The organism is Streptomyces sp. 4N124, assembly GCF_052245395.1.
Lineage (GTDB): Bacteria > Actinomycetota > Actinomycetes > Streptomycetales > Streptomycetaceae > Streptomyces.
Genome location: NZ_JBQQBS010000105.1, coordinates 1 through 16,722, shown reverse-complemented (window position 1 = coordinate 16,722; position 16,722 = coordinate 1). Strand labels below are relative to the sequence as shown.

The window sequence follows — 16,722 nt, the reverse complement described above, 5'->3', positions numbered from 1 at the left end:
GCACGAACCGCTCATGCAGAGCGGCCAGTTCACCCGCCCACAGCCTGACATCAGCAAGGTCCCCACCCATAACCACACCAACGAACGACCTGGCCAGCAGTCACGACAACCACCGTTGCAGTACTAGTCCGTGAGCTCCTCGGCGTCCACGCGCGAGAAGACCAGCTCGGTCTCACCGACGATCGGCCCTCGCCACCGCACCGGAGGGGAGGGGGCGCGCAGCGCGTGGGGGTAGCTGTCCGGCTTGTAGCTGTTGGCGAGCCGGTAGGTGTGGAAGCCGTGGCCGCGCATCGTCTCCAGCAACTCCTCCACGGAATCGCCGAGTTGGGCCATCCGTTCCGGAGTGACCTCTACGGCGATCTCCGCGTCGTCCCTGAGCCGGTCGAGGACGGGAGCCAGGCCTCGTACGACGCTGCCCTCCGCCCCCTCCACATCGATCTTGATCACGCGGGCGCGGGCGAGGTCGTCCGCGTCGAGGAGTTCGGCGAGCGGCTGGGCCTCGGCCTCGAAGGTGGACTCGGCAGGGCCGTCGTAGGGGACGATCGAGTTCGCGCCCATGTTGCGGGAGCTGGCCAGGACGAAGGTGAGTGTCTTGTGGCCGTCGGAGACGGCGGCGTTCACGGTGCGGACGTTGGCGCAGCCGTTGAGGGTGAGCTGCTGCCGCATCCGGTCGTGGAAGGCGGGGGACGCCTCCACGGCCACGACCCGGCCCGTGTCGCCGACGAGCCGGGAGCCGAGTACCGCGAAGTAGCCCACGTTGGCGCCGACGTCGACGAAGGTGTCGCCGGGGCGCAGCCGGCCGCGGAGCCAGGCCGTCATGTGGGGTTCCCAGACGCCGAACAGATAGACGTAGCGCTGGATGAGGTCCTGTGTGTCGACCGCGAACCGGGCGCCGAACTGGGTCTGAGTGACCCGTCGCCTCGGATGCTCCCGCAGATGGGAGTTGAGGTACCGCGCGGCCAGTGCCGCCTTGCCGAGCGGCACCGGGGCGTCGCGCACGTACCGGCGGCCCAGGGTGATCAGGGCCTCGGTGATGCCGGTACTCATCGCGCGCCTCCGGTGCGGCTCTCGGCATGGTCAACAAGCGGTCAGTGAGTGATCAACGGGTGATCAACTGCTGGGCATTGTTGTACATGATGTCGTCCTGGACGGACTCGTCGAGGCCCTCCATCAGCTTCCAGTATTCCGCGGGCGCCGCGACGCCCTCCGCGTGCGGGTAGTCCGAGCCCATGACCAGCGACTCGTGGTAGCCGAGCCGCGCGACCAGGCTCGGGATGTCGTCCTCCGGATACGGCACCACGCGCACGTGCTTGCGGAAGACCTTGCTGGGGCGCTCGTCGAGCTTGCCGCCGATCCAGGGACCGTTGCGGCCCATGCCCCGGCTCTTGTCCATGTGCCGGACGAAGTGCGGCACCCACTCCGCGCCGAACTCCGACACCAGGATGTTGATGTCGGGGAAGCGGCCGAAGAGGTTGTCGAAGATGAGCGCGGAGAGCGTCTCCTCGATCGGGCGCTGGCCGTAGGTGTTCATCCACTGCCACGCCGACATCCGGAAGTGGATCGGGTTCGGCTCGAAACCCCAGGCGGGGGCCACCTGCGAGTTGTAGTAGAACTCGCTGATGTGGTAACAGACGCTCGCCTTGGCCTCGTTGACCAGTTTCCAGAACGGGTCGAAGTACGGGTCGCCCGGCGAGCGGCCGTACACCGGCCCGGTGGGCAGCAGGATGAAGCGGGCGCCCTGCTCCAGGACGTACTCCAGCTCCTTGACCGCGCTGTCGAGGTCACGCAGTGACAGCAGGGCGGGGGCGTAGATGCGGCCCTTGTGGTCGAAGCCCCAGACCTCGTTCATGTACCGGTTGAACGAGTGGACGTTGGCGTACAGCGCCTCGGACGACTTCACGTACTCCTCTGCGACCAGCGCCCAGCCGCCCGGATACATGATCGTCTGGTCGACACCCTGCTCGTCCATGAGCGTCAGCCGGGCGTCGCGGTTCTGGTACGCCTCGTGCATCGGCTCGAACTGGTACGTCTCCTCGGGGTTGCCCGAGGCCATCGCCTTGAGCATCTCCTTGAGCGATCCGGGCCGGTAGACCTGGCCGAACTCCGGCTCCAGGCATACGACGATCCGGTCGCCGGCGAGGATCACCTCACGGCCGTCCGGCAGGGTGATCGGGGCGACCGCCGTGCCGAGGAACTCCTTGGGGAGGTAGCGGGTGAAGGAGTCCCGCTCCTCGTACATGTGCTGGTCGCAGTCGAAGATCCGCTTGCGCTGATCGGTCATCGCCATCGCCTCCCGGCGCGTTGGGTTACGGGGTGGACATCAGGAGTTGGTGTGCCGGCGGGCGAGCCGCAGCCCTTCTTCGCGGCTGGGGGCGACGACCTCCCAGCTCTCGCAGGAGCAGGCGCAGACGTAACTGCCGTCGTCCCGCGGGATCACCGACTGGGCCATACAGCGGTTGCCGGAACTGGCGACCTCGTGCAGGAACTCGGTCGGCGAGTCGTACATGACGTTGTCGGACATGGCGGCCTCAGGCGGCGTCGGCGCCGGCGGGCAGCGGCGGCACCTCGGGGAAGAGTTCGGCGAAGGCGCCCACCGTGATGCGCTCGCGCAGGGCCGGGTCCACTCCGTCGAAGAGACCGTGCAGGGTCTCCTGGGTGTGGCCGAAGGTGCCTTCCATGTGCGGGTAGTCGCTGCCCCACATGACGTTGCGGTAGCCCATCGAGGAGGCGGCGGCCACCGCGGTGGCGTCGTGCTGGAAGGACGCGTACACCTGCGAGTAGATGATCTCGCGGGGTGAGCGCTTGAGCTTGGGGCGGACCATCTGGTGGTGCTGCCGGTAGCCCTCCTCGATCCGGTCGGCGATGAACGGCACCCAGGTCGCGCCGCCCTCGGCGACCAGGACCTTCAGGCCGGGGTGCCGGTCCAGTGCGCCGGAGGCGACCATCTTGGTCACCGCGCGCTGGCCGCCGTACGTCGTCTCGGTGTAGTTGAGCACCGCGCCGCCGGGGCCGCGGAAGACGACGCCGATCTGGCCGCCGGTGGTCAGGTCGACCGGGTCGGTGCCGATGTGGAAGGCGATCACGACGTTCGCCTCCTCGGCGAGCGCCCAGAAGGGCTCCCACACGTCGTGGTTGTAGTCCTTCTGCTTGGGGTGCGGGGCGGTCGGCAGGAAGACCGCGCGGTAGCCCATGGCGGCGACCCGCTCCAACTCGTGCACGGCGTCGTCGACGTCCAGGGTGGAGACCTGCGCGGCCGGCACCAGGCGGGGAGTGGCCTGCGCGATGGTCTCCCAGGCCCAGTCGTTGCTGACGCGCAGTGCCTCGCGCAGCGCCTCGGGCGTGCGGAAGGACGAGGACCACATGCCCAGCGACGGGAAGACCAGCTCACCCCAGACGCCCTCGTTGTCGAGGTCCTTCATCCGCAGGCCGATGTCCCGGGCGCCCGGCGCGCGATGCGTGGCCTCCATGAACTCCTGGACCTTGACCGGGGGCGTCGCACGGCGGAAGGACATCCCGTCGATGTGGACCGTCTCCCACGCGCCGTCGGGGTCCTTCTCCGAGCGCGGCATCAGCTCGGCCAAGTGCTTGGGGAGGTTGCTGACCCACAGGTCGTCCGGCTCCAGGAAGTGTGAGTCGGCCGAGTTGGCCCAGATCTTCTCCATCGTCGTTCTCCTTCGATCGACACGCCTGGAGGTGGTGAGGTGATGCAGGGTGATGCGAGGTGATGCGATGCGAAAATGGCGTTTTCATAGTTGGCTCGGCCGGGAACGCATGTCAATACCTGCGCGGGGTGGAACCGGGAAGCGCATCCATCGCTAGACTGGTCGCACACGAGATCGGGATTTTCGGTGACTCGGCAGAGAGTGGGGCGATGGCGGAGCAGGATCAGCGCGCGGAGCGGGCGCGCATCATCGAGGCGGCACATCGGTGCCTGGCCTCGACGGGCGGGGCTTCCGTCTCGGTGGGCGACATCCTCGCGGAGACCGGCCTGGGCACCCGTGCCTTCTACCGGCACTTCGACTCCAAGGACGATCTGCTGCTCGCGATGTTCCGCCGTGACCACGACCGGGTCACCGCGGAGCTGCAGACGGCCATCGCGTCGGCGGAGGACCCCGAGGACGCGCTACGACGCTATGTGCAGTGCCGGATGCGCCTGGTCTCGGAGAAGCGCCGGCGGCAGCGGGTGCTCGTGCTGACCTCGGAGGAGGTGCGCCGGGCGCGCGGCTACGACGCCGAGCTGAACCGTGCGGCGGAGGGCGCGGAGGCCATCCTCGCGCTCATCGTGGAGCAGGGACGCGACAGCGGCGACTTTCCGCTGGTCACCGACGTCCGAGCAGACGCGAGAGCGATCGCGGCAGTGCTGCAGCGCGCCTTCGACGAGCAGATCCTCCGGCCCAGCGCCCAGAGCGCCGAGGAGGCAAGCGAGCAGGTCATCGACTTCGCCCTGCGGGCGCTCGGAACTCCGGCGAGGGGCATCTCCGGCGGAACGGGTCGCAGGGAAGCGGCGGTGACTGATCGGCGCGGGTGAGGGGGGCGGAATGGGGGTGCCCCTCGCTGGAGCCCCGCGTATGCGTGTCCGGGCGTGTGGGAGGCGGGCGGTGGGTCGCGGCGCGGACGGGGTTCCTTGCGGGGCCTGGATCACCGTGAAGCGGCGGTGACTGATCGGCGCGGGTGAGCGGGGTGGAATGGGGATGCCCCTCGCTGGAGCCCCGCGCGTGCGTGTCCGAGCGTGTGGGAGGCGATGGCGGCGCGGGGGGCGGGGGCGCAGGCCCTGGGGCTGCGGGATGGTCCGCCAACAGGCACCGGGTGGTGGGGCGCGGCGCGGGCGGGGGCTCTCGCGGAGCCTGAATCGTGGTGAAGTGAGAAAATTGTCCGGAGTCCTGTGGTGCTGAAAGGGCTCCCTGACGGACCTGTGGTGTCGAGAGGGCGCCGATGGACCTGGACGCTGTCGCCGACGAGCTGTACGGACTGCGGCCGGAGGACTTCACCGCCGCTCGCGCCGCCCGTGTCGCGGCTGCCCGTACGGCTGGGGACCGCGCGCTCGCCGAGCAGATCGGCAAGCTGCGCCGCCCGAGCCTGTCGGCGTGGGCCAGCAATCTCCTCGTACGCGAACAGCCCGAGCAGATCGAGCCGCTGCTCAAGCTGGGGGAGGCCCTGCGGCAGGCACACCAGGATCTGGACGGGGCGCAGTTGAGGGCCCTCAGCCGGCAGCAGCGGAGCCTGATCAGCGCCCTGTCGCGGCAGGCCGGGCAGCTGGCCGCCAGCGCCGGTCACCCCATCAGCGAGGACGCGCAGCGCGAGATCGAAAGCACCCTGCACTCCGTCCTCGCCGATCCGGAGGCCGCCCGCGAATGGGCCACCGGCCGGCTCGTCAGACCCCTCACCGCCACGGTCGGATTCCCCGCAGCCTCCCCGTCGGCCATCTCACGCGCCGCGCCTGCCGCCAAGCCCCGCGCCTCCACCACCGCCAAGCCCCGCACCGCCCCCGCCGCCAAGCCCCGCGCCTCCCCCGCCAAGCAGTCGCCCAGCAGAGCCGACGAGCAGCGTCGCGGGCGTCTGGACCGGGCTCGGCAGGACGCCGAGGACGCCGACGCCGGACTGCGGGCCCGCGAGAAGGAAGCCGCGGCCGCCGCCCGTGACGTCGACCAGGCGCGGAAACTGGCGGAGCAGCTCCGGCGGCACATGAACGAACTCTCCGCCGAACTGAAACGCACCGAGGGCGAGTACGAGGAGGCACGGGCCGCCGAGCACAAGGCGCACGAGGATCTACGGCGCACCGAGCGCCGCATCCGTGAGGCCCGGCGCCGGGCCGAGACAGCCGCCGCGAAGGTGGAACGGCTGGCTCAGTCAGCGACCGGATAGCTCCACCGCAACCCCGCCAACGCCCGTGCCCGCGCCTCCACCACCGCCATCCGCGCCGCCCGTTCGCCCGGATCGACATGGGACGCCTGCCCGGTGACCTGCCCCTCCCACTTGCGGTACAGCAGCCCCACCTCCGCCGAGAACCAGCCACGGCTCACGGAGTTGAGCGCGAGCAGCAGCCCGGTGTCCTCGGACGCGGGCAGGGCCATCCAGCCGCCGAGCGCCAGCAGCAGATCCCGGCGTACGCACAGCGTCGCCGGATGGACCTGGGCGCGGAAGCCGTTCGCCTTCCAGAAGTCGAGTACGGTCCCGCGCTCGACGGGGCCATGGCCGGGATCGCCGGGGAAGCCGACCGTCGAGCCGTCCGGCATGAGGTCCAGCGCCCGCGACGTCGCCCAGCCGATCGTGGGGTCGGCCTCAAGTGCCGCCAGGTCACGGGCGAGTACGCCGGGGGTGAGCTGGTCGTCGGCGTCGAGGATCTTCACGTAGTCGCCATCGGCATGCGCGAGGGCCATCGTGCGGGCGACACCGGGGCCGCCGGCGCGCCCCTGACGGAAGGTCACGCGGTCGTCGTCGGGGACGTACGGGGCGACGGCGTCGGTCGTGCCGTCCTCCTGGATCACCCAGTGCCACTCCCAGCCGGCGGGCAACTCCTGCGCGCACAGCGACTTGTGGGCCTCCGCCAGGAACGCGGCCGAGGGCGCGTGCACGGCGGTGACGACGACGACGCGCCGGCTCACGGCAGCGCTCACCACCTTTCCAGGGGCGTGGTGAAGACGAGTTCCGTGCGATCGCCGGGCAGCGTGACGTGGGAGATGTCGACGACGCGGTCATGGATGTCGTACGACGTCTTGCGCAGCAGGATCACCGCCGCACCGGCTGGCAGCTCCAGCTCTCTCGACTCCTCCGGCGTCGGTGGACGGGCGGTGAAGCGTTCCTCGATGCGGTCCACCTCGATGCCGACCGTGGAGAGCTGGTGCAGGGTGCCGCCGGGCCAGGGTTCCTTGCTGTCGTCCAGGACGTCCGGGTTGGCCGCGATCATGTCGTGGACCAGGTAGGAGGTGACCAGGCTGAACGGGGCCGTCCCGGTCGTACAGCGGGTGCGGTACGTCCGCTCCAGGAGCAGGGTTCCCGCCGGGACGCCGAACGCGTCCGCGAGGGCCTTCGGTGCCTCGATCGTGCGGTACTTGGCGTAGAAGACCAGGTCGTCGCGGTGCAGGCCGGTCTCGTGTTCCGTGGCGCCGGTCCCGGCCCGCGTGCGCAGCGGACGGCGGGCGCGGTCCTTCTCCCACTGGTGCCGCGCGTTGTCGCGGACGGCGCGGGGGCGCGGGTGGCGGAGGTCGTCCTCGATCTCTTCGTACGCTTTCGGCACAGCCTCAGCCTAAGACGAAAAAACCCGATCGCTGGCGACGGGGGATGCACCAGCGATCGGGCTATGGCCAAGGCTAACAAGGCTGCGAGTGCTGTGGGAGGCGACTGCTCAGCCACACCATCGCGTTGTGATCGGGATCACTCACTGCAGGGCGGCTCGTACGACAGTCGGGGCAGGTACTCCTGCCATTGCTCCCGGGTCAGAACGCCGTGGGTGGCCGAGCAGATCCGGCTGATCGCCTGGTCGACGTCGAGGTCCCACAGCCGTACGGTGTCGGAGCCGCTCGATACCCCGAGCATGTTGCCCGCGGGGCTGAACGACAGGAAGTTGCCCGTCTTGGCGTTGGGGCTCATCGACTGGCCGATGGGACTGGCGTCGTCGGGGTCGGTGACGTTCCACAGCCGGACCGTGTTGTCGTTGCCGCCGCTCGCCAGGGTGCGCCCGTCGTGGCTGAAGGTGAGCGACACCAGCGCCTCGGTGTGGCCGGTGAGGGGACGGCCCAGCAGGGTCGCCCCGGCGGGGTCGGTGACGTTCCACAGGCGGACCGTGTTGTCGTCGCTGCCGCTGGCCAGGGTGCGGCCGTCCGGGGTGTAGGCCAGGGCGTTGATGGGGCCGACATGTCCGGTGAGCGGTTTGCCGAGCGGGGTCGCGTGGCGCAGGTCGGTGACGTTCCAGAGCCGGATCGTGAGGTCGGCGCTGCCGCTGGCGAGGGTGCGTCCGTCGGGGCTGAAGGCGAGGGCGTTGACGTACCCCTTGTGACCGGTGAGCGGCTTGCCGAGCGGGACGAGGTGGGTGGGGTCGGCGGCGTTCCACAGCTGGATGGTGCGGTCGTCGTAGGCGCTGGCGAGGGTGCGTCCGTCGGGGCTGAAGGCGAGCGAGTCGGGGCCCGAATACCGCGTGCGCAGCAGGACCGGCTTGCCGTACGCGACGGGGTGGGCGGGGTCGCTGATGTTCCACAGCTGCACCGTGTTGCGGACGCCGGTGAGGATGGCGAGGGTGCGGCCGTCGGGCGAGAACGCCAGCAGCCGGATGTCCCGCTCCCCGGTCGTGAACGGCTCGCCCAGCGCCACGGGCCGGCCGGGCCTGGCCACGTTCCACAGCCGGATCTTGCTGTCGCCGCTGCCCGTGGCGAGGATCTTCCCGTCCCGGCGGAACGCCCCGATCCGGCCGATCATGTCCGACCTCGGGATCGACCAGAGCCGGGCCTTGCCGTCGCCGGTGCCGGTGGCGAGGGTGCGGCCGTCGGGGCTGAAGCCGATGGCGTACATCTCTCCGCTGCTGCCCGCGAGCGGCATGCCGACCTGCGACGGGTAGGCCGGATTGCGGACGTTCCACAGACTCGCCGTACTGTCCGCGCTGCCGGCGGCGAGCATGCTTCCGTCCGGGCTGAAGGCCACGGACCAGATGGGGCCGGTGTGCCCGGTCAGCGGCGCCCCGACCGCGGTCGCGCGGCCGCGGTCGGTGACGTCCCACAGCCGGATGGTGTTGTCCGAGCTGCCGCTGGCGAGCGTGTGCCCGTCGGGGCTGAAGGCCACCGAGTGCACGGTGTCGGTGTGGCCGGTCAGCGGTGTACCGATCCGCTCCGGACGGCGCGGATCGTCCATGTCCCACAGCGTGACCGTGTTGTCGTCGCCGCCCGCCGCGAGCGTCTTCCCGTCGGGGCTGAACGCCACCGAGCGCACGGGTGCGGTGTGGCCGGTCAGCGTGCCGAGCGTCCTCGGCCGCCGCACGTCGCGCACATCCCACAGACGTACGTTCCGTTCCTCGTCGGCGGTGGCCAGCGTGCGCCCGTCCGGGCTGAAGGCGACCAGGTAGATCGTGCCGTCGTGCCCGGTCAGCGGCGCGCCGAGCGACCGCGGACGACTCGGATCGCTCACGTCCCACAGCCGGAGCGTGCCGTCGTCCCCCGCGCTGGCCAGGGTCTTCCCGTCGGGACTGAAGACCGCGCTGCTCACCCAACTGGTGTGCCCGGTCAGGGGCTTGCCGACGGCCTTGGGCCGGGTCGGGTCCGACACGTCCCACAGGCGTACGGTCCGGTCGTAGCTGGCGGTGGCCAGAAGCCGGCCGTCCGGGCTGAACGTGGTGAGGTAGACGGCGCCGGTGTGGCCGAGCAGCGGTGTGGCCAGCGGGGCGTTGACGATCGAGATGAGCCGGTTGTTGGCGTCCGCGTCGTCCGGCCGCAGCCGATGCGCGACCAGGCCGAGTTGGGCTGACAGTGACGGATCCGTGGACTGCACGCGATCGGACTCGGCGAGCACCTGCGCGAACACCGCGTCGTCCCGCTGCTGTATCGCGACCACCGCCGCACCGACGGCCACGACCGCCAGGACGACCAGCGCCGCGACCGCACCCCGGCTGATCCAGACCACACGCCTGCGCAAGCGCACCGACGCGGCCAGGAACTCCACCGCGCTGCGGGTCAGGAAGGTGCCCCCGGCGGACTTGGCCCAGTTGTGGGCCTGCTCCAGCCGGGAACCCCGGTACAGCAGCGCCGTATCGCGGTTCGAGCCCTCCCAGGCCCTGCTGTCCTCCTCCAGCCGCTGGCGCAGCAGATGGTCGCTGCGGCCCTCGTCGATCCAGTCGCGCAGCCGCGGCCAGGCGTGCAGCAGCGCCTCATGGGTGATCTCCACGCTCTCCGCGTCGAGCGTCACCAACCGGGCCTGGACCAGCGCCTCCAGCGACTCCTCCGTCTTGTCGGGGTCGGTGGACTCCTCCGCGAGCTGCCGCCGGGTCCCGCGCCGTCGCGTGGCCTGGGTGTCCTCGCCCAGCCGGACCAGCCTGAGCAGCAGCAGCCGCGCGGCCGTACGCGCCGCCGGGTCGAGGCCGGACCAGGCCCGCTCCGCGGTCGCCGCCACCGCACCCTGGATTCCGCCCGCCGCCCGGTAACCGGCCAGCGTCAGCCGGCCCGCCTTCCGGCGCTGCCAGGTGGCGAGCAGGGCGTGGGAGAGCAGCGGCAGCACACCGGAGTCGTGCGCCCCGCGCGGGCCGTCGGCGCTCACCTCACGGACGATCAGCTCGGCAAGGCCCGGTTCCAGCTCCAGGCCCACAGCCTTGGCGGGACCGGTCACCGCCTCGCGCAACTCGGCCGTGGTCAGCGGCCCGAGCACCATGTGCCGGTGCTGCAGCGCGTCGGCCAGCTCGGGATGGGCCAGGCACTGCTCGTAGAAGTCGGCACGTATGCCGAGGACCACGAGGACGGGGGCGGGGCCGTCGGAGGCGGGGGCGCACGCGGCGTGCAGGAGCTGGATGAACGTACGCCGGTCGGCCTCGTCGGAGCAGAGAGTGAAGGCCTCCTCGAACTGGTCGACGATGACGACGGGGCGGGTGGGGGAGGAGGGCCGCGCCCATGCGGCGACGGCCTCCCGCACCGCGCGCGTGTCCACGTCCGTGGTGGAGACCAGGGGCTCCGTGGTGGCGACCAGGGGCGCGAGCTCGGGTATCCGTTCACTCAGCTCGGCGAGCGGATGGGCGCCCGGCACGAACTGCACCACCTCCCGCGCGTCCTGCTCCAGCGCGGGCACCAGACCGGCGTTGAGCAGGGAGGACTTGCCCGCACCCGAGGCGCCCACGAGCATGACCAGGCCGCCGGTCTTCTCCGCCGCGCGGAGCTGCGCCATGAGGGTGTCGGTGCTCCGCTCCCGGCCGAAGAACCACCGCGCGTCCTGCTGCCGATAGGAAGCGAGCCCCCGGTACGGACACACACCACCGGGTACGGCCGGGGCGTCGCCCGCGGACCGCTCCCCCTCTTCCCCTTCCCCGGACACGGTGGCCCGCTCCCCGATGGGATCGGCCAGCGCCTGCTCCCAGATGCGCTGCCACTGAGCCAGGTCGTACAGGCCGGCCGACACCGGAGTGGGCCGCGCGCGCCGCGCCTGCGGGATGAGGATGTGCAGCACCGCCGCGAGGGCGGCGAACTGGGCCGGCACGTTCTTCGCCCGCCGCCAGTCGCTGATCCGCTGCGCGGACACCCGTACGGGCCGCCCCCGCTCATCGACCCGCTGCAGCTGTACGACCGCCTCGGCCACGCGCTTGAGGGGAGGGTTGCCGGCCTCCCGGTACAGCAGCGCAAGGCGCTCCGCGAAGGCTGTGCGCGCCCCTGAGTCGGAACTCAAGGCCTCCACCCCTTTACTTCCCTCGCAGCTGGACATCCGGACCGGAAAACTCACCTTATACGGCTGACCTGCGAGGAAGGGCTGGACCGGACACCGGAACCTCCTCGTTCCGGCCCTCAAGTGGCAGGATCACGATGCAGTAGCGAACCGACTGCACGCCGTTATGACAGGCCACCAGCCCAGTGCTCGGAGACGCAGCCTATGACGCCGTTCGTTCTCGGCCAGCTTCCGCCGTAGCTACCGGAGTTGTCGGACGGTGGTGACGGACCCGTCCAGAGAGCCTGAGAGATCCGTGGAGACCGGTCCCATCCGGGACCGGTCATCACCGACCACGGATCCCTCCCCGCCTCGGTTCGCGCCGTATCAGCGCGAACCGAGGCCACGCGCGTCGTACGGAACCGGTCCCCACGTGGGGAGGGACCGGTTCCGCACGACGCGGCGAAGGCGAGAGCGCGCGCGACTCAACCGGAGTCTCCGTAGCGGGCCGCCATCGCGGCGGCGCGGTCGCGCAGGGAGACGCGCAACGACTGCGGGGACAGGGCTTCAGCGTCCGTGCCGAGCTGCCACAGTGCCCATTCGGCATGTCGTGAATCCTGGAAGGTCACTTCCAGCCGCAGCCGGCCGTCAGCGTCGGGTTCTTCCGCGCGGACGGCCAGCACGGTGTCCAGCAGTTCCTCCCGCCGCTCCGGGTTCACGCGTAGCAGCACGGTGATGTGGTCGCCGTCAGAGAGAAACTGCGCGGAACGTTCCCGCCAGATCCGGTCAAGATCGACCCCGTTCGGTCGCTGCGCGGCGTCGGGGAGTTCCTCGGCGGCCAACACCCGCGACAGCCGGTAGGTGCGGTCCGCGCCGGATCGCCTGGCCAGCAAGTATCCCCGGTCGCGGACGGTGACCAGGCCGATCGGGTCCACCGTGCGCCATCGCGGTGCCTGGCCCGTGGCCGCGTAGTGGATGCGCAGCTTGTGCCCGGCGAGCACCGCGCGCCGGACCTCGATCATGGCGGTGCCGGCTACCTCCTCGGTGACCAGCCGACGCGAGAGCAGGTCGGTCTCCGGCTCGACGAGAATGCGCCGGGCCGCGTCGCTCGCCGTGGCCCGGTGGCTTTCGGGCAGCGCGTCGACCACCTTCCGCATGGCCGAGGCGAGCGCCGAGCCAAGGCCGAACACCTGCTCGCCGCGCCCCGATCCGGCGGTCAGCAGGGCAAGGGCCTCGTCGTGATTCAGACCGGTGAGCTCGGTCCGGAAACCGGGCGACAACACGAAACCACCGTGCCGGCCGCGTTCGGCGTAGACCGGGACACCGGCCGCGGACAGCGCCTCGATGTCGCGCAGCACGGTGCGGGTGGATACCTCCAGCTCCCGGGCCAGCGTGTCCGCGGTCAGCCGACCGCGCTGACGCAGCAGCAGGACGAGCGAGACCAACCGGTCGGCGCGCATACGAGAACTCTACGGAAATACATGACCAAGGATGTCGTGATTGGCTGCGAGGCTCGTCGCACGAGGTCGAAGCAGGCGGCTACGAGCAGATGGCCGTCGTACGTACTCCCGTACTTCCGTACTCCCGTACATCCCGGTACTCCCCATGAATCGAATGGAACTGACGTGGCAATGGAACGAACGGCGGTCAACCCGGTGACGTGGTCGGCGGAGTTGGGCTTCAACCAGGGTGAGGTCGTCTCCGGACACGCCCGGACCCTGTACATCTCGGGGCAGACCGCGATGAACGCCGACGGCAAGCCCCAGCATGACGGCGACATGGCGGCGCAGCTGGCGCTGACCATCTACAACCTGGAGGCCGTTCTCACCGATGCCGGCATGTCCCTCGCCCACCTGATCCGCCTCAACGTCTACACGACCGACGTCGATCTCCTCTTCCAGCACTACGGCGTACTGGCGACGAGGCTGGGCACCGCCGGGGTGGCGCCGACCACGACGATGCTCGGGGTGACGCGGCTGGCGATCCCCGGCCAGCTGGTCGAGCTAGAGGGCACCGCCGTCGCGTGACCACAGGGTGGGGAGGGGTCCCGCTCCTGCCGCGGTTCAATGGCGCCCATGATGCGTAGAACGCCATCCACCGCCGCAGCCGCCGTTGTTGTCGCTGCCGTGTTCGCCGCTCTCACGTCGTGTTCCTCGGATTCTTCGGACGGCTCCTCCACCGAGAGCCGGCCCAGCGCGTCCCGCTCCGAGGCACCGGCGTCCGACCCCACGGAGACATCCACGCCATCACCCTCGCCGACCGGGCCGTGCGCCGACGGGACGTGCGAGATCGAGGTCGCCGTGGGGGACGTCGTCACCGTCCCGGAAACGTACGGCCTCGGGCCGATCGAGGTGAAGGCGATCACCGGCAGCGAGGTCGAGATGGTCGCGCCCCTGACAGGCTCGGGCTTCAGCGTTTCGGGCTGCTCCGGTGGCGGCGGCGTCTCCTCGGACGGCAGCGGCGGCGTCGGCCTCAAATGCGGCAAGGGACCCGCCGCGAGCATCAACGACGCCATGAGCCTGACGGTCGTGAAGATCCTGGACTCCGCCGCGGTCCTCCGCATCGGACCCAGCGGGTGACGTACGGCCCTCTACGGGAGCCACCTGGGGAGCCGGATTCCGAACTCGTCTCCCCAGTGGCCCCCAAAGGCCCCCGAAACCACTCAAGGACCCGACCCGCACTGCGGATCAGGCCCTTGACCTGGTGTTTCAGCTGTCGGGGTGGCGGGATTTGAACCCACGACCTCTTCGTCCCGAACGAAGCGCGCTGCCAAGCTGCGCTACACCCCGATCGTCGCTGCTCGTCGCGGCGACGTCGTTTACTTTAGCCCACCGGTGGCTGGAGACGAAATCCGGTTTTCGCGCGGTGACGGGGGCGGCGGCGGAGGGGGTTCGGGCGGATGTGGTCGAGGGCTGTCAGGAGGACGGCCAGGGCGTAGATGGCGAGGCCGAGGAGGAGGGCGTTGCCGAGGACGCTCTTGTAGCCGTGCTGGCCGACGTCGAGGAAGGGGTAGAGGTAGCGGGCCGGCGTGCCGGGCAGGATCAGTTCGCCTCGGGTGAGGGAGAACGCCAGGTAGGTGAGCGGGTAGAGGAGCCACGTCGCCGCCTGGCGCAGGTGCAGGTGGCCGGGTGCCGTCAGCAGCAGCCAGTCCAGGGCTGCCGCGATCGGCGTGACCGTGTGCAGTACCTGGTTGGTGATCGCCTGTATGCCCGTCGGTGCTGTCATCTCGTCGGTCATCGAGAACGGGCTCGCGGCGTTCACCAGCAGCAGGTGGTAGACGAGGCCGGTGATCGCGACGTAGAGGAGTGTCGCGCCGGTCAGGGCCGACGGCAGCGGGCGGCGGGCGGTCCAGGAGCGGCGGGCCGCGAGGGTGAGGACCAGGGCCAGCAGGATGTTGCTCTGGATCGTGAAGTAGCTCAGGACCCGGACCGGGCTGCCCAGGGCCAGGTCGATGGCTACGGCTCCGGCCGCCACCAGGGCGACCAGCAGCCGGAACACGGCGGCCACTGGGCGTCGTACGGGAGGCACCACCGCTGTGGCGGGGACGGATGAGGGCAGCAGTGCGGGTACGCCGGGAATCGCGGGCAGGTCCGGGATGTCCCTGGGTATCGGGGCGGTCATCCCCTCACGCTAAGGAAAATGGACAAAACGGGCGATGCGGGTGGGCCGTGTGGGTTACCCAGCAGCCACCGCCGTCACCGCTGCTGCTCGCGCCCCGCTCTCGTCCGACTCCCGCTCTGCTCCCGTCCTACTCCCGCCCCACCAGCGTCAACAACGTCGCCTCCGGCGGGCACGCGAACCGTACCGGCGCATACCTACTCGTGCCGCACCCCGCCGACACATGCAGATACGCCGTACGGCCCTCCGCCTGATGCGTGGACAGCCCCTTCACCCGCTCCGTGTCCAGGTCGCAGTTGGTGACCAGGGCGCCGTAGAAGGGGATGCACAGCTGGCCGCCGTGCGTGTGGCCCGCGAGGATCAGGGGATAGCCGTCCGCCGTGAACGCGTCCAGCGTGCGCAGATACGGCGCGTGCACCACGCCCATCGAGAAGTCGGCGTCGCCGGAGGGGCCGCCGGCCACCCGCTCGTACCGGTCCCGCTTGATGTGCGGGTCGTCCAGTCCCGTCAGCTCGACCGACGCGCCCTCGATCTTCAACGTGCCGCGCGTGTTCGTCAGGTTCAGCCAGCCCGCCGCGTCGAAGCCGTCCCGGATGTCCTCCCACGGATTGTGGACGGCGCCCACGACCGGCGGGTTGCCGTTGAGGCCGTGCTTGCCCTGGACCTTCTCGATCAAGTACCGGCCGGGGTTGCGGAGTGTGGGGCCGTAGTAGTCGTTGGAGCCGAAGACGTACGCACCCGGGAACTCCATCAGCGGGCCCAGCGCGTCCAGCACCTCGGGGATGCCCTCCGGGTCGGACAGGTTGTCACCCGTGTTGAGGACGAAGTCGGGGCGCAGACCGGCCAGCGAGCGCAGCCAGCGCTGCTTCTTGCGCTGGCCCCTCACCATGTGGATGTCGGAGACCTGGAGCACGCGCAGCGGTCGCAGTCCGGCAGGCAGGGCCGGGACGGTCACCCGCCGGAGACGGAAGGAGCGGGTCTCAATACCCGCCGCATAGACCAGACCGGCGGCACCAGCCGCCGCGATTCCCAGGGGGACTCCGTATCGCGCGCGCATACAACCATCGTGTCAGACCGCGGCGGTCCCCTGTGCCGGGCCCTCGGCCGACTGCGCCCGCCCTCCCGCCAAATCAACGGGCGTCGGTCGTCCCGTACCTGCGACAATCAAACGCATGACCAACCTCAAGTCGAAGCTCAAGGACGACCTCAACACCGCGATCAAGGAGCGCGACGAGCTCCGCTCCTCGACGCTCCGGCTGACGCTCTCCGCGATCACCAAGGAGGAGGTCGCGGGCAAGGCGAAGCGCGAGCTCTCCGACGACGAGGTGCAGAAGGTGATCACCCGCGAGGCGAAGAAGCGGCGCGAGGCCGCCGACGCCTTCGCGCAGGGCGGTCGCCCCGAGCAGGCCGAGCGGGAGAAGGCGGAGGGCGAGGTGCTCGCCGCGTACCTGCCCAAGCAGCTCAGCGACGCCGAGCTGGAGCAGATCGTCGCGCAGGCCGTCGAGGAGGCCAGGGCGGCGGGCGCCGAGGGGCCGCGCGCCATGGGCGCCGTGATGAAGATCGTGAACCCGAAGGTCGCCGGGCAGGCGGAGGGCGGCCGGGTCGCCGCCGCGGTCAAGAAGCTGCTCGCGGGCTGACAGGGCGGCCTTACGACAATGGACACTGTTGGCGAATGGCCCTGAGTGCGTGACGTCGGTCTGTGCCACCGAGTTGGTGGTGCAGACCGACGTTGCGTGTGAGGGGGCCGAGGGTGTCGTTGCGTCCGGGGGTGTTGGGGGAGGT

At 70.4% G+C, this 16,722-nt stretch carries 15 protein-coding genes and 1 tRNA gene; 5 read left to right on the top strand and 11 right to left on the bottom strand.

Annotated elements, in window-relative coordinates:
* Positions 1 to 123: 123 nt before the first annotated feature.
* From ACTWQO_RS47130 to ACTWQO_RS47115, 4 genes are read right to left on the bottom strand one after another with little or no spacing between them, the layout of a single operon-like run.
* On the bottom strand, positions 124 to 1,047 hold the full coding sequence (locus ACTWQO_RS47130) for an FkbM family methyltransferase (protein WP_443243566.1): 924 nt from the start codon (positions 1,045 to 1,047) through the stop codon (positions 124 to 126).
* 52 nt (positions 1,048 to 1,099) lie between these two features.
* The gene (locus ACTWQO_RS47125) at positions 1,100 to 2,281 is read right to left on the bottom strand and encodes an amidohydrolase family protein (RefSeq protein ID WP_443243565.1); all 1,182 of its coding nucleotides are present in this window, start codon (positions 2,279 to 2,281) and stop codon (positions 1,100 to 1,102) included.
* A gap of 39 nt (positions 2,282 to 2,320) precedes the next feature.
* A complete protein-coding gene (locus tag ACTWQO_RS47120) occupies positions 2,321 to 2,521 on the bottom strand; it encodes a hypothetical protein (protein ID WP_443243564.1) in 201 nt (66 codons plus the stop codon).
* Between the two features lie 7 nt (positions 2,522 to 2,528).
* Positions 2,529 to 3,662: an amidohydrolase family protein gene (locus ACTWQO_RS47115; protein WP_443243563.1), complete on the bottom strand. Its 1,134-nt coding sequence runs from the start codon at positions 3,660 to 3,662 to the stop codon at positions 2,529 to 2,531.
* A 209-nt stretch (positions 3,663 to 3,871) separates the two neighbouring features.
* On the opposite strand from ACTWQO_RS47115, the gene ACTWQO_RS47110 reads away from it, so the two are divergent.
* Both ACTWQO_RS47110 and ACTWQO_RS47105 read left to right on the top strand, forming a co-directional pair.
* The gene (locus tag ACTWQO_RS47110) at positions 3,872 to 4,528 is read left to right on the top strand and encodes a TetR/AcrR family transcriptional regulator (protein ID WP_443243562.1); all 657 of its coding nucleotides are present in this window, start codon (positions 3,872 to 3,874) and stop codon (positions 4,526 to 4,528) included.
* 404 nt (positions 4,529 to 4,932) lie between these two features.
* A complete protein-coding gene (locus ACTWQO_RS47105) occupies positions 4,933 to 5,862 on the top strand; it encodes a hypothetical protein (protein WP_443243561.1) in 930 nt (309 codons plus the stop codon).
* Here the strand turns inward: ACTWQO_RS47105 and ACTWQO_RS47100 are convergent.
* From ACTWQO_RS47100 to ACTWQO_RS47085, 4 genes are all read right to left on the bottom strand, one after another.
* Entirely contained in the window at positions 5,844 to 6,602 is a 759-nt protein-coding gene (locus tag ACTWQO_RS47100; protein ID WP_443243560.1) for a glycosyltransferase family 2 protein, read from the bottom strand. The genes ACTWQO_RS47105 and ACTWQO_RS47100 overlap by 19 nt on opposite strands.
* An 8-nt stretch (positions 6,603 to 6,610) precedes the next feature.
* Positions 6,611 to 7,234, bottom strand: a complete 624-nt coding sequence (locus ACTWQO_RS47095; protein ID WP_443243559.1) for a UTRA domain-containing protein — start codon at positions 7,232 to 7,234, stop codon at positions 6,611 to 6,613.
* Positions 7,235 to 7,371: 137 nt separating this feature from the next.
* Positions 7,372 to 11,355, bottom strand: a complete 3,984-nt coding sequence (locus tag ACTWQO_RS47090; protein WP_443243558.1) for an nSTAND1 domain-containing NTPase — start codon at positions 11,353 to 11,355, stop codon at positions 7,372 to 7,374.
* A gap of 452 nt (positions 11,356 to 11,807) precedes the next feature.
* Positions 11,808 to 12,782 carry a helix-turn-helix transcriptional regulator gene (locus ACTWQO_RS47085; RefSeq protein WP_443243557.1) on the bottom strand — a complete coding sequence of 325 codons (975 nt, stop codon included), beginning with the start codon at positions 12,780 to 12,782 and terminating at the stop codon, positions 11,808 to 11,810.
* Between the two features lie 171 nt (positions 12,783 to 12,953).
* Between ACTWQO_RS47085 and ACTWQO_RS47080 the strand changes: the two genes are divergently transcribed.
* Together ACTWQO_RS47080 and ACTWQO_RS47075 are read left to right on the top strand one after the other, a co-directional pair.
* Complete coding sequence (locus ACTWQO_RS47080; RefSeq protein ID WP_443243567.1) at positions 12,954 to 13,349, top strand: RidA family protein; 396 nt, start codon at positions 12,954 to 12,956, stop codon at positions 13,347 to 13,349.
* 48 nt (positions 13,350 to 13,397) lie between these two features.
* A complete protein-coding gene (locus ACTWQO_RS47075; protein ID WP_443243556.1) occupies positions 13,398 to 13,901 on the top strand; it encodes a hypothetical protein in 504 nt (167 codons plus the stop codon).
* A gap of 136 nt (positions 13,902 to 14,037) precedes the next feature.
* Here ACTWQO_RS47075 and ACTWQO_RS47070 read toward each other — a convergent pair.
* The 3 genes from ACTWQO_RS47070 to ACTWQO_RS47060 all read right to left on the bottom strand — a co-directional run bounded on the left by ACTWQO_RS47070 (position 14,038) and on the right by ACTWQO_RS47060 (position 15,997).
* Positions 14,038 to 14,111: transfer RNA gene (locus ACTWQO_RS47070), tRNA-Pro, on the bottom strand.
* A 34-nt stretch (positions 14,112 to 14,145) separates the two neighbouring features.
* Complete coding sequence (locus ACTWQO_RS47065; protein ID WP_443243555.1) at positions 14,146 to 14,943, bottom strand: Pr6Pr family membrane protein; 798 nt, start codon at positions 14,941 to 14,943, stop codon at positions 14,146 to 14,148.
* Between the two features lie 127 nt (positions 14,944 to 15,070).
* Positions 15,071 to 15,997, bottom strand: coding sequence for a metallophosphoesterase (locus tag ACTWQO_RS47060; protein ID WP_443243554.1), 927 nt, complete (start codon positions 15,995 to 15,997; stop codon positions 15,071 to 15,073).
* 115 nt (positions 15,998 to 16,112) lie between these two features.
* Between ACTWQO_RS47060 and ACTWQO_RS47055 the strand changes: the two genes are divergently transcribed.
* Entirely contained in the window at positions 16,113 to 16,577 is a 465-nt protein-coding gene (locus tag ACTWQO_RS47055; RefSeq protein ID WP_443243553.1) for a GatB/YqeY domain-containing protein, read from the top strand.
* Positions 16,578 to 16,722: the final 145 nt, after the last annotated feature.

Coding starts and splice junctions, on each gene's coding strand:
- ACTWQO_RS47110 (WP_443243562.1), top strand. CDS start 3,872: ATGGCGGAGCAGGATCAGCGCGCGGAGCGGGCGCGCATCATCGAGGCG.
- ACTWQO_RS47085 (WP_443243557.1), bottom strand. CDS start 12,782: ATGCGCGCCGACCGGTTGGTCTCGCTCGTCCTGCTGCTGCGTCAGCGC.
- ACTWQO_RS47125 (WP_443243565.1), bottom strand. CDS start 2,281: ATGACCGATCAGCGCAAGCGGATCTTCGACTGCGACCAGCACATGTAC.
- ACTWQO_RS47130 (WP_443243566.1), bottom strand. CDS start 1,047: ATGAGTACCGGCATCACCGAGGCCCTGATCACCCTGGGCCGCCGGTAC.
- ACTWQO_RS47105 (WP_443243561.1), top strand. CDS start 4,933: ATGGACCTGGACGCTGTCGCCGACGAGCTGTACGGACTGCGGCCGGAG.
- ACTWQO_RS47055 (WP_443243553.1), top strand. CDS start 16,113: ATGACCAACCTCAAGTCGAAGCTCAAGGACGACCTCAACACCGCGATC.
- ACTWQO_RS47065 (WP_443243555.1), bottom strand. CDS start 14,943: ATGACCGCCCCGATACCCAGGGACATCCCGGACCTGCCCGCGATTCCC.
- ACTWQO_RS47120 (WP_443243564.1), bottom strand. CDS start 2,521: ATGTCCGACAACGTCATGTACGACTCGCCGACCGAGTTCCTGCACGAG.
- ACTWQO_RS47060 (WP_443243554.1), bottom strand. CDS start 15,997: ATGCGCGCGCGATACGGAGTCCCCCTGGGAATCGCGGCGGCTGGTGCC.
- ACTWQO_RS47115 (WP_443243563.1), bottom strand. CDS start 3,662: ATGGAGAAGATCTGGGCCAACTCGGCCGACTCACACTTCCTGGAGCCG.
- ACTWQO_RS47080 (WP_443243567.1), top strand. CDS start 12,954: ATGGAACGAACGGCGGTCAACCCGGTGACGTGGTCGGCGGAGTTGGGC.
- ACTWQO_RS47075 (WP_443243556.1), top strand. CDS start 13,398: ATGATGCGTAGAACGCCATCCACCGCCGCAGCCGCCGTTGTTGTCGCT.